Source organism: Bacillus sp. L75 (assembly GCF_003676355.1).
Classification (GTDB): Bacteria; Bacillota; Bacilli; order Bacillales; family Bacillaceae; genus Bacillus; species Bacillus velezensis.
The window spans coordinates 1-12,034 of sequence record NZ_ML064921.1 but is presented as its reverse complement, the minus strand read 5'-3'; the positions used below and the strand labels follow the sequence as shown (position 1 = coordinate 12,034).

At 36.0% G+C, this 12,034-nt stretch carries 13 protein-coding genes and 2 pseudogenes; 5 read left to right on the top strand and 10 right to left on the bottom strand.

Annotated elements, in window-relative coordinates; translation table 11 throughout:
* Positions 1–54 precede the first annotated feature (54 nt).
* Positions 55–153, bottom strand: coding sequence for a molecular chaperone TorD family protein (locus D5S11_RS20505; RefSeq protein ID WP_108725306.1), 99 nt, complete (start codon positions 151–153; stop codon positions 55–57).
* 177 nt (positions 154–330) lie between these two features.
* Here D5S11_RS20505 and desA point away from each other — a divergent pair, with 177 nt between their 5' ends.
* The gene (gene desA, locus D5S11_RS18865; RefSeq protein WP_032866854.1) at positions 331–1,359 is read left to right on the top strand and encodes a Delta(5) desaturase DesA; all 1,029 of its coding nucleotides are present in this window, start codon (positions 331–333) and stop codon (positions 1,357–1,359) included.
* A 574-nt stretch (positions 1,360–1,933) separates the two neighbouring features.
* Here the strand turns inward: desA and D5S11_RS18860 are convergent.
* The 4 genes from D5S11_RS18860 to D5S11_RS18845 form a co-directional block, all read right to left on the bottom strand.
* The gene (locus tag D5S11_RS18860; RefSeq protein WP_007409569.1) at positions 1,934–2,947 is read right to left on the bottom strand and encodes an NADP-dependent oxidoreductase; all 1,014 of its coding nucleotides are present in this window, start codon (positions 2,945–2,947) and stop codon (positions 1,934–1,936) included.
* A 262-nt stretch (positions 2,948–3,209) separates the two neighbouring features.
* Positions 3,210–3,959 (bottom strand): SDR family NAD(P)-dependent oxidoreductase, encoded by a 750-nt coding sequence (locus D5S11_RS18855; RefSeq protein ID WP_032866855.1) that lies wholly within the window; start codon positions 3,957–3,959, stop codon positions 3,210–3,212.
* Between the two features lie 58 nt (positions 3,960–4,017).
* Positions 4,018–4,593 (bottom strand): TetR/AcrR family transcriptional regulator, encoded by a 576-nt coding sequence (locus tag D5S11_RS18850; RefSeq protein ID WP_020955373.1) that lies wholly within the window; start codon positions 4,591–4,593, stop codon positions 4,018–4,020.
* 752 nt (positions 4,594–5,345) lie between these two features.
* Positions 5,346–5,984, bottom strand: a complete 639-nt coding sequence (locus D5S11_RS18845; RefSeq protein ID WP_032870355.1) for an NAD(P)-dependent oxidoreductase — start codon at positions 5,982–5,984, stop codon at positions 5,346–5,348.
* 197 nt (positions 5,985–6,181) lie between these two features.
* On the opposite strand from D5S11_RS18845, the gene D5S11_RS18840 reads away from it, so the two are divergent.
* From D5S11_RS18840 to D5S11_RS18830, 3 genes are all read left to right on the top strand, one after another.
* The gene (locus D5S11_RS18840) at positions 6,182–6,625 is read left to right on the top strand and encodes an Rrf2 family transcriptional regulator (protein ID WP_007409574.1); all 444 of its coding nucleotides are present in this window, start codon (positions 6,182–6,184) and stop codon (positions 6,623–6,625) included.
* A gap of 89 nt (positions 6,626–6,714) precedes the next feature.
* The gene (locus D5S11_RS18835; protein ID WP_232321972.1) at positions 6,715–6,903 is read left to right on the top strand and encodes an AAA family ATPase; all 189 of its coding nucleotides are present in this window, start codon (positions 6,715–6,717) and stop codon (positions 6,901–6,903) included.
* 54 nt (positions 6,904–6,957) lie between these two features.
* Entirely contained in the window at positions 6,958–7,299 is a 342-nt protein-coding gene (locus tag D5S11_RS18830; protein WP_032866857.1) for an MmcQ/YjbR family DNA-binding protein, read from the top strand.
* Between the two features lie 265 nt (positions 7,300–7,564).
* On the opposite strand, the gene D5S11_RS18825 is transcribed toward D5S11_RS18830, so the two are convergent.
* From D5S11_RS18825 to D5S11_RS20280, 5 genes and pseudogenes are all read right to left on the bottom strand, one after another.
* The gene (locus tag D5S11_RS18825; protein ID WP_007409577.1) at positions 7,565–7,990 is read right to left on the bottom strand and encodes a MaoC family dehydratase; all 426 of its coding nucleotides are present in this window, start codon (positions 7,988–7,990) and stop codon (positions 7,565–7,567) included.
* Positions 7,991–8,186: 196 nt separating this feature from the next.
* Positions 8,187–8,584, bottom strand: a pseudogene (locus tag D5S11_RS18815) (cystatin-like fold lipoprotein); the annotation flags it as partial.
* Between the two features lie 161 nt (positions 8,585–8,745).
* Positions 8,746–9,060, bottom strand: a complete 315-nt coding sequence (locus D5S11_RS18810) for a MarR family winged helix-turn-helix transcriptional regulator (protein ID WP_007409579.1) — start codon at positions 9,058–9,060, stop codon at positions 8,746–8,748.
* Positions 9,061–9,399: 339 nt separating this feature from the next.
* The gene (locus D5S11_RS18805; protein WP_007409580.1) at positions 9,400–10,803 is read right to left on the bottom strand and encodes an MFS transporter; all 1,404 of its coding nucleotides are present in this window, start codon (positions 10,801–10,803) and stop codon (positions 9,400–9,402) included.
* Between the two features lie 38 nt (positions 10,804–10,841).
* A pseudogene (locus D5S11_RS20280) lies at positions 10,842–11,233 on the bottom strand (BCCT family transporter); the annotation flags it as partial.
* Between the two features lie 452 nt (positions 11,234–11,685).
* Here D5S11_RS20280 and D5S11_RS18795 point away from each other — a divergent pair.
* Positions 11,686–11,844, top strand: a complete 159-nt coding sequence (locus D5S11_RS18795) for an ester cyclase (protein WP_076982829.1) — start codon at positions 11,686–11,688, stop codon at positions 11,842–11,844.
* The last annotated feature ends 190 nt before the right edge of the window (positions 11,845–12,034 follow it).

Genomic DNA, 12,034 nt, shown 5'->3' with positions numbered 1-12,034 from the left:
CAGGTATACCCCTATTTTAACGGTATTAACTTGTCATGTTTGTTCCTCAAACAATCAAAATTTACGGTCTAAATAAACCGATTCACATTGGGGAGCATGGAGAGAGTTTGGCCCGATAAAGAGCCGGGTATAATCTTCATACGCTTTTTGTATCCCGGCTGGCCATTGCTAATAAAGATTTAATCGAGATGGAAACAAGTATCTCATTTCCAATAATTTCACAGACGAATGGGAAAGATACTTATCATCTATGGTGTATGACGCTGTGACTTCAAAGACAAACGTTTTCGATACTTAGAAGAACATCAGGGAAGGGGAAATCTTTAAAAAATGAATGAACAAAACCTAAGGACTTTGAGAAAACTGGTTACACCCTATGAAAAGTCCGATTTACAAAAAAGTATATGTCAAATCATTAACACATTGGTGCCATTTTTCCTGCTATGGTATTTGGCATATAAGAGCTTGTCCATTTCTTATTTCCTTACATTAGCCATTTCTGTCGTTGCAGCAGGTTTTTTAGTAAGAACCTTCATCATCTTTCATGATTGCTGCCACTATTCCTTTTTTAAGAACCGAAAGGCGAATCGAATCCTTGGAACAATTACTGGAATTCTGACTCTGCATCCGTTTGATCATTGGGCACACGATCATTCTGTCCATCATGCGACAAGCAGCAACCTGGACAAACGCGGTACGGGCGATATTTGGGTACTGACTGTTGAGGAATATAAGGAAGCCTCAACTAAGACAAAAATAATGTACCGTTTGTACAGAAATCCGTTTGTTATGTTTATTATCGGACCGATTTACGTCTTCGGGATTACCAATCGTTTTAATCGTAAAGGGGCAAAACGCAAAGAACGGATGAATACATATGTAACGAACCTGGGGATCGTCGCTTTGGCAGCACTTTTATGTTGGGCTATCGGCTGGCAAAACTTTCTGCTGGTCCAGACACCAATTTTTATGATATCGGGATCCCTCGGAATTTGGATGTTTTATATTCAGCATACGTTTGAGGATTCATATTTCGAAGAAGATGAGCATTGGGAATATGTAAAAGCAGCCGTTGAAGGAAGCTCTTTTTATAAGCTTCCAAAAGTCATGCAATGGTTAACAGGCAATATCGGTTTCCATCATGTTCATCATTTAAGCCCAAGAGTCCCAAACTATAAGCTTGAAATCGTGCATAACAACACTGAACCATTGCAAAACGTTCCGACCATCACACTGGCAACAAGTATTAAGTCGTTAAAGTTCCGCCTATGGGATGAAGAAGGCAAAAAATTTGTTGGTTTTACCCACTTTAAAAAAACTTCTAAAAGCCAGGTATCAGCTCGGCTAAGAACGGATTAAATAAACGCCCATAATCAATGATAATGGGCAGTGTATCTTGCATAATAAAAGTGCAGACTCGCGCAAAGATTTTGTGCAGAGGTCAGCACTTTTTTAATGCCACATGCACTTACAACAAAAAAATACCAAAGGTGTCAAAACCCTTGGTATCATTGAGATGCGCCCGAGAGGACTTGAACCCACGGGTTATTCACCCGCTGGGCCCTCAATAAAGTGATTCTTTATTATGAATTACAAAAGCCTATAATATCAGCATTTGTTTATTTTGATTATGAATGTTTACTTCGATTTATTTTTATTTGGGAGTAAAAATGGAGTAGGTTTTCATTTCAAGACAGTTAATGTCTTGTTACTGGTGACATGTCTATTAGAGTAACCGCCTAATTGAAATGGCTAGTTCTCCATGTTTTATAATGAACTCTGGCTTGATGAAGTTTTTCTATGATTTGTTCTAGCTTTTTATCTTTCCATTTCTTAATCAGCAGAACTCGCGGTTTGTAACACCTTAATATTGCCTTTCAAAATCCTTTGCATAAACGATCTTAACTTTTTGACTGTTTTCTTTGTATTCCCCTTAAAATTGAATAATCACTTTCCCTTTTGGCCGTCCATTTGCGACTAGTTCTAGCGCTTCATTTACGTTGTCTATGGTAAATTGTATTGGATGAATTGCTGGAGCAATGTTGTTTTCTTCAATGATTTTGGTAATCTCTTTAAGTTGTGCGCCGTCAGAACGAACGAAGATAAAATGGTATTCCACGTTTTGTTTCTTGGCTTTGCGATCATACTTTGCGCCAACAAGGGAAAATAGCATTTGTTTCCACAATGGAAAATTCCGGTCTTTTCCGAAGCGTTTATTTGGTCCTGTACGGAGAGAGAGCAATCTTCCGCCCGGTTTGATGATACTCAATTCACTGTCAAATTCTTTAGGTCCCAGTGTATCAATCACATAATCCACATTTGACAACAAGTCAACATAGTTTTCTGTTGAATAATCCAAATATTGATCTGCACCCATTTCCAAAATGCGTTCGCGCGCTTCTGAGCTGCCGCTAACAATGACATTTAGGCCCATTGCCTTTGCGATTGGTACAGCCATCTGACCAAAGCTGCCTGATCCACCTGGAATGAAGACAGATTTACCTGACTGTGCCTCAAGTTCTTCATGCAGACCTTGATACGCTGTGAGTCCAGCCAGTGGTGCAGCAGCGGCTTCCACGTAAGACAAATTTTTTGGCATGGGTGCAATTGCGGCAGCATCAATTGCGGCATATTCCGCAAAAGCGCCAATTTTTTCGAGGGGGAGACGTGTATAGATGGCATCTCCTACGTGAAATTCTGCCACATTTTTTCCGACTTTTTCGATAACTCCTGTCAATTCATTACCAAGCGTTAATGGGAATTCATAATCTTGAATCAGTTTCACGCTGCCTGTAATAATTAACATTTCGAGTGGATTGACTGCCGCAGCTTTGACCTTTACCAAGACTTCATTGTCATCGATTTCTGGAATTGGAATGTCATTGATTTGGGCATAGAGATCTTTTGAATACTTGGTGATCTGAGCTGCTTTCATAAGTGTTTTCATTTTTTTATCAGCATCCTCTATCATATTACGTTTATTAGGTTTTTACCTTTTTATATAATCGTTTAGGTGGAGGGGAATCTTTCTTTTAGCGAAGTCTGACTTCCAATTTTATGATTAACCCTCCACCTAAACAGCAGTCATTTTTAGAACGATCATTCTCAAATAATTAAATTTTATAGACCGATACTGTGAATAAATGTTTCTCATCTTCCTAGTGTTATTGATGTAGAGCATCGTTATATAGGTTTAATAACTTGAAATATTACATCTCTAGAATCGGATAGATTTGATCTCTTAATTGAAATTCATAGTTTCCGTCTACAACTCCTACTACTTGATTACTATCATAAAGCTCCATCATAAAACTCGCCACTTGCTCAACTGTGTGGTACATCGGGATATTTGCTTTGTAATCATATTCTTTCGTATCAGATGCAGTTTTCATGAATTCTGTTTCCGTGATTGCTGGCGCTAAAACTTTCACCTTCATTTTCGCACCTTTGCGTTCAAGTTCTTTTGCAAGGCCTTCTGTAAATGCACTGACAAAGTATTTAGATGCAGAATAAGTAATACTGCCAACAGCAATTGCATATCCGAGTGCTGATGATACGTTAATTAACTGAGTTCCCTCTACATCCGAATAATCACGTACAAATAGTGTAGAAAGAATCGTTAAGGATTCTACGTTTACACGTAGCATGGTTTCCACTTTATCTAAATTCTGATCCGTGACAGAAGAAGATTCACCAAGCCCGGCATTATTAATCCAAGTCTCAATTTGATATTCCTTTAAATTGTCATACAGTGTGTATGCCTGAGCTGTGACAGATAAGTCACTTGTACGAATAATAACATCCAAATCAGGATTAATATTCTGAATGGTTGATTTAAGCTCTTCTAATTTATCTAATCTTCTAGCTACAATAATTAAGTTTTTGCCGCGAGCAGCAAATTCCAATGCTGTCTCATATCCTATACCTGAGCTTGCTCCTGTAATAACTGTGTACTTCATATTATTCTCTCCTCGAAAACAAATTTTCTAATTAGTTAATCCATATAACAAAATAGATTCAGTCTAGTGTCGACAAAGTCAAATCAATAATGTTTTCTAATTTTTCCTTATCATTTGTCGTTTTTGCTAATACTCGTATCCCTACGAGTGAATTATGAATAAATTGAGAAAGCCCTTTAATGTCATGGTGTTTAGAAATTTCTCCTTGTTCTTGACCATGTTTTAGCAGATCAAATAATAATGCTTCCGCATTTATAAAAATCTCTGTGATTTTCTTAGCTACTTCTTCATCTATTAGGGATAATTCAACAGCTGCATTAACAGCTAAACATCCTTTTGGCTGATCTTCTTTTGGGTAAATAACCATTTCAAATAATTTTCGTATAGCCAGCTTAACCGTTAATTCTGTTTTCACTTCATTCTTCATTCTTACTTCCATTACTTCTACATAGTGACTTAAGGCTCGCATAAATAAAGTATGTTTGTCGCCAAATGTATCATAGATACTTCTGCGGTGAACGCCCATATGGTCCACCAAGTCTTGCATGGATGTTTTTTCATACCCCTGTTCCCAGAAAAGGTCCATTGCTTTTCTTAATGCTTTTTTTTCATCAAATTCTTTATTTCTAGCCATGTTATCCCCCCTTAGAATGTATTACCTCTTTATTCTGAGAAAGGCCTGAGAATCATTGATGCATTCATCCCTCCCCCATTCTTAAATAATTAAAGAACGATCATTCTCATTTCAGTAGCAAAACAGTTAGATCTGACGTATTTCAAGTATATCAAATTTAAGAACGATCAGTACAGAATTTAGAATTAAATCATGTGTTTTATATGCTATGCATGGCTACTACCTGAATTTTAACGAATATCGCTCCTTTTTATTTTTCATCAAATCATTTCTTTAATGTCATTGACGGCAGGTCATAAAGCATACTGGTGTGTTTTCGAAAATACCCCTCATTTCAGTAAAGTTCCCCGCTGGAATATTCACACTTTGGACACGAAATAGGAACTGTAGAAGAGTTTCCCGGATTTTCAAACTAAAGTGTATTAAACAATACGGAGGATTACACTGGGTAACACAGTCAAATAAAAAAGCTCTAACTAATCCAAAAAGTTGCTAGTCAGAGCTTTTTATACATATTTTTTTGGTCCAACTCACTAAGCACCTACTCTGTCATCAGCAACTTGAAACGGAGCTTTGATAACAGGGACATCATTTGTTAAAACCACTCCTGCTATGCTACCCAATAAAATGACTGCAAACAAAGTCCGGCTAATCTTCATTAATTATCTCCCCTTTTTTATTTTCCGTCCCGCTTTAATCTAAGATACCATTAGCGATGACGCTAATGGTACCCTTTGGTTCTACTCAATAACTTATTCAGCTTCTCCAACAACTGTAAAGCGTTCATTTATATGTTTTGGATTTTCAATTTCATCCAATACTGCAATTGCATAGTCTGCATAGCTGATATAACTTTCACCTTTCGAATTCACAAGAAGATGATCTTTTCCTGACTGATAAAATCCAGTTCTTTTCCCGTCTGGGTCAAATACCGCTGAAGGACTGATAAATGTCCAGTTAATATCAGAAGTTTCCTTTAGTTCTTGCAAGTTACGACCTTGCCCTTTAGCTGTCGGAATAAAAATCTCCGGGAAATCAGGTGTATCCATTACACTGACAGTTTTATTTTCGTCTACATAAAGACTCCCTGCTCCACCTACAATTACGGCTCTTGTACCCGTTCCTTTTAATGCCCTAATTAATGCCCGGCCAGCATCTACATGTGCCTGTTCTTCTCCTAATGGAGCACCGAAGGCATTAACTGCTACATCTAACTTTTTTAGATCATCCGATGTAAGATCAATTATATTTTTTTCAATGATTGCAATCTTTTCCTCTTTAAGTTTTGCAGCATCTCTTACAATTGCAGTTACTTCATGTCCCCTGCTTACCGCTTCTTTCAAGATAAGACTTCCAGCTTTTCCGGTTGCACCAATGATTCCAATTTTCAATTTAAAGTCCTCCTAATCATTCAAAATTTTAAATGTAACCATATCGATTACATGTAATAAGTTTAGTTACACCTTATTTATTTGTCAATACTTTTATCATCTTGTTAATTGAGCATATTAGAGTAAAAGAACTTGTAATACATTCAGTTACAAGTGTACTATAAAGAGTGTAAAGTAATGAGGGTGGTGAAGAAATCATGTCTATTAGCAGCCGTTTTGCTGTAGGAATTCATATATTGGCTCTTATTGAAATAAATGAAGACGGAATTAGCACTTCTGAATTTTTAGCTGGAAGTGTAAATACAAATCCCGCCTTAATAAGAAAAATTATGGGGATGCTGAAAAAAGCAGGTTTAGTAAATGTTCGGCCAGGTATTGCAGGAGCTGAATTAGCGAAGGATTTAACTGAAATCACCTTACTTGATGTTTATAGAGCAGTTAATGTTGTTCAAGATAAAGAATTGTTTAGTATACATGAAAATCCCAATCCTCAATGTCCCGTAGGCCGGAACATTCAAAGTACAATTGGTCCAATATTTGAAATCGCCCAATCTGCCTTGGAAAAAGCTCTTGGGCATATCACAATTGAGGATGTGGTAAAGGATATTATTGAAAAAGAAAAATTGACCAATAATTTTTAAATGATTTCACAGAAAATCTTTTATCAGACTGGGGATAAGAAAAATGGCTTTTTGATGAAAAAGAGCAGACATAAAATCTACTCCTTTTGATGAAAGATTTAGATTACGGTAAGGGATATAAATATGCTCATGATAAAAAATTAACGACAATGCAGACGATGCCAGATTCTTTAATAGGACGTGAGTATTACTATCCAACAACTCAAGGTTCAGAAGCTAAGTTCAAACAAAGACTTGAGGAAATCTCGGATTGGTATAAAAGAAACCGCAAATCTTAGTTTGAACGAATATGTTCTGTATATAAAAATAATGAGGTATGGAGTGAATTGATAATGAATTATGGTGAAATAAAAGATTACTGCCTAACCTTTCCAAACTCTTATGAAGACCATCCTTTTGGAGATGGTTGGACTGCAATTCGGCACAAAGGGAATAAGAAAATATTTGCACTTATCTTCACTCGCGACGAACACTTATGTGTCAACCTTAAATGCGAACCTGAAAGGGCTGATTTTTTACGTGGTCTTTTTGAAGAAATCAAGCCCGGATACCATATGAACAAGGAGCATTGGAATACTCTTACCTTAGATGAGGGACTCCCAGAGCATCAAATCCATGACATGGTAAAGTACAGCTTTGAACTGACAAAACCAAAAAGTAAAAAGGAAATATAACATCGAAGGATAGAACGCTCATTATAATTATTCACCCGGCGCAATGATACAGAGGAATATGCAAAAAAACCTCAAGGCAGCAATTTTTAAATTCGTATTTACGAGATGATTTTTTCGTTATTGTGAGTCCTTTGTTTCTCGACATAGGTTGAACAAATAAAAAAAGAGCAGACTCAAAGTCCACTCAATTAATTTAGATGATTGCTTATTTCATCCAGACACCTATAAAAATTGAAAGGTGACGATGATATGCCGCAAAGGTCATTTAGCGTTTAATTAATACTGATAACTCACCTTCAAACACTTTTTCCTCTTTCTGATTATAGGTAGATAACAATACAGTAAGTATCCCCGTCTGGCTTTTATTTGGTTTTTTATCAATAACCTTAACAATAGTGTTCAGTTTATCATTAGGGTAAACAGGTGCTAGGAATTTTATATTATTCATTCCTGTCCCAGCAATAATATCGTCTTCATGACACCCTTCTTCAATCCAAAGCTTAAAAGTAATAGATAACGTTTGTATTCCAGAAGCAATAATTCCATTAAACCTGCCCATTTTTGCTTTTTCTTCATTTAAATGCATGTATTGTGGGTCATACACTTCTGCAAAATTCATTATATTCTCTTTTGTTAATTCAAAAGATTTAGTTTGAAAAACCTGCCCGACGGTGAATTCATCCAACTTCATAAATAAATCTCCCTGAATCTAAACTTTATTATTAAATCTACGTAGCATTTTAACATACTGGCTCTCACACAACAACTTAACGGTAAAACGATTGTTCCCCTATCAGGAATGAACAAGCACATTGTTTTTGTTTCCTTGCCTTTAACCTCTTTATAATCAGGTGTTTTCTTATAAAGACCAAGGCGGTCGCCATCANAACGGTAAAACGATTGTTCCCCTATCAGGAATGAACAAGCACATTGTTTTTGTTTCCTTGCCTTTAACCTCTTTATAATCAGGTGTTTTCTTATAAAGACCAAGGCGGTCGCCATCACCATCACCCGGCATATGTGCCATTTCTTCATAAGAATCCCCAAGCTTCTCATAATAAGAATAAGCAGTAAGCTTGCGAGAACTTTCTTCTGGCTGATAAAACGCAAGTTGAATATACTTCCCGTCATCATATACAAGAATTATGGCGTTATCTCTTTTGTACTCATCTGAATCTGTTCGCATTTCTTTTCTGATTTTCTTCTCCTGCTTCATCACTTCATTAATCATTATCATATTTACTACCATGCACGCAGTCAGCAGAAGGATGAAGGTGACTGACAAATCATACGACCTACTATAAGTAAGTGGACAGTAACAGATGAATTTTTATAAACAAAAAATACCAAGGGTGTCAAAACCCTTGGTATCATTGATGCGGCCGAAAGGACTTGAACCTCCACGGGTTATTCCACCCGCTGGGCCCACCATCTATATTCATAAAACTATTGCTCAGATGTCAGCATGTTAAGTAAATTACGAATTTCCTTGTTATAACTTTTAATTTCTTCTTCATTACAACCGGTTTTATCAAATACTGCATTAGGTATCATTGTGACTTTTTCTTTAAACTCATTCCCTTCAGTTGTTAACGTAATAATTACACTTCGTTCATCCTCTTTTGAACGCTCTCTTATAATAAGACCTCGCTCCTCAAGTCGTTTTAAAACTGGAGTTAATGTTCCGGAGTCTAGATATAATTCTTCGCCTAAACCTTTAACAGATATTTTTTCCTTCTCCCATAAAACAAGAAGAACCAAATACTGTGATTAGCGTACAAGTTCTCGTTTTCTTCTTTGGACCCCATATAGAAAATAAAAAGCCAGCTCTCCTTCGGGAGAAGAACTGGCATAACAAAGCTTCTTGCTTCTTATTTTGCTGTATTGCTCGGACCTTTTAATTTCTCTTCGTTCTTGCGTCAACGTTTTATTATTAGGACACAACCAATAAAATAATGACGATCGAGAATAGCAACGCTGCTTTTGCAAAGCAGTAAGCCCTCCAGAATATAAAAGAGCTGCAGTCATTGCTGCTCGGATAATCCCAGCTTATTCTGAGTCTGTATTTCGAGTAGCCGGTCAATTAAATGGATGTTTTTTTCATTCCTTTTCTGTTTGTTCCATTTTCCACCACAGTGAATCTTTTGGATTTTCAACAGCTTCTTGAAACTCAGCTTTAGAAGCAACTGTTGGGTAAGAACCTTTTAAAGATTTACCTGAAGTATCTTTAAATAAGGTTAACACAACTATTAAGCCAATTAAACTAACTGCTAATAAATAGAAACCCGGCGCCAAATTGTTTCTTGTCACATGGGTTAACCAAGAAGCAACTAAAGGTGTTGTTCCACCAAAAATAGAAACTGATAAGTTGAATGTCCAGGATAATGTACGATATCTAATGTCCGTATGGAACAACGTAGGTAAAGATCCTGGCATAGTACCTTCGTATACAGATAATACAATACCTAACATTAAAAGTCCTATAAATAAGAATGTTATATTCCCCATATTAAGAAATTGAAAAGAGATAATCGAAAATACAATTCCTAATACTAATCCAATTGTTATAACTTTTTTATTTCCTAATTTATCTCCCAATTTACCAAAAGTTAAAGCGAACGGTACCATAATAATCAATACAATTGCTGTAACCGGTGTACTTATATTATCACTTATACCAAGGTTCTCATCTAAATAAGAAGGCATATAACCTAACAATAGGTAATTGGTTATATTGAAAAATGCCACAAATACGATACATAAAAAGATATCTTTTTTATATGTTTTAATGACTTCTAATAAACCTGGTTGTTGTTCTTGGCTTTCAGAGATGTCATTTTCAAAAATTGGTGATTCATCTAAATGACTTCTCAAATATAAACCAAATAATCCTATTGGAATACTTAAGAAGAAAGGAATTCTCCATCCCCAACTATTCATTTGAACATCAGATAAAGTCCAGAAAAGTACTGTAACTAAAACAGAAGCTACTATATAACCAGATAATGTGCCGATTTCTAAACCGCTGCCTAACCTTATACGCTTATTATCTGGAGAAGATTCTGCGATATATACCATTGCACCAGCGTACTCTCCACCCACAGAAAAACCTTGCAGAATACGAGCTAAGAGTAATAATATAGGGGCCCATACACCAATCTGTTCATAGGTAGGAAGCACACCAATTATTAAAGTAGATAAAGCCATCATTAAAATAGTAATTGTTAATACTATTTTCCGACCAAATTTATCACCCATTTTACCAAAAATAATTCCGCCTACCGGTCTAAGTAAGAAGGCAATTGCAAATGTAGCAAAAGTAAATATTAACTTTAATTCATCGTTTTGAACTGGACTGAAAAAGTTTTTACTAATAATAACTGCCAAATAAGAATATAAAGCAAAATCAAACCATTCCATCGCGTTTCCTATCCCTGTAGCAAACACGCTTTTCTTCGCTTTTTGAATGTCTACAACGTTAATTTTTTTCTTGTTAAACTTCATTTAATAATATCGACTCCTTAATTATCAAATCCACATTATACAAGCGCATAAAACGGTCCAAGCATGCAGTCCCAGAATGTATAGCGTAATGCTTCTCTAAAAGTCTGGGGGTTTCTGTTTCACCTGATGGAGAGCTAACGGCATAGTGGATGATTGGTTCAACTGTACCTTAAAAGACTAGACTAATATCCATATCAGCGCCGAATAACATTGTAAACCAGGAAAGAAGGATGAAATTCAGTTTTTTCGCTGGTTTCCTTAACTTATTTTTGCCGATTGGACTAAAAATAATACAAAAAGCAACAAAAAGAGAAACATCCAACAGATAATACCAGCCAAAGCGGTTAGTGATATATCCTTGGGCTGTGGTTGGCATTTTCTGCAGACTATTTGGAGAAATGATTCCCCTTAATACAGCTCTATTGTGAATATTATCACATTCGAAAACAAACTTTTATTTCTCCAAAGTATCCTAAACGTTTATTTTAGTTCTTCCATTACGGCTTCCAATATGTTTATTATAAGATCGAGGTCGTTCCTAAGAATTATTTACTGATTCTATCTTTATTACCCCACAATCAGGTGAAACAAAACACTATAAACGTAGCATACCTTTTTAAAATCTGACAAGCCCAACAGGGTGATAGAAACCCGGCTAAAGCCCAGCTAGTCAATGGATAGAAGAAATTTTTTTGTTTTTCCCAAGGAATAACCGTCTGTGTTTAATCTAGCCCAATTAGAAAGAAAAAGAGCAGGAGTAATCCTGCTCTTTCATTCAAAACTTTAATTTGTATGAAGAATTTCGTATACCTTTTCGACTTTCTTTACCTATTAATCAGTATGCAGACTACAACAGAAATAAGTAGCACCGGGTATGAAATAATGGATGCATTTAAACAGGCCAATCACCGACAATTGAATTTAGGAAAAAGCGTTAAATTCTCTCTTATGATGTTGTTACGTATTGTTGACGGTAAAATTATTGAACATAGATCTCATGTGGATGTGCATGATATTCTCCGTCAGCTTGGCGTTAATTAACAGGAAAAAGTTGAAATAGTGAGAGACCTGGTGAATAGCTTGGTCTCTTTTTTTATAATTAAGTCCTCGCTCTATGCCCCCCTGCATTCAGTCGATGTAACTTTGAAATAAAGTTTAATTAACATCTATCTATCACAAACCCTTATTTTCACAACACATCATTTGTTTCAGCTTCCCTCGCGAATACCGG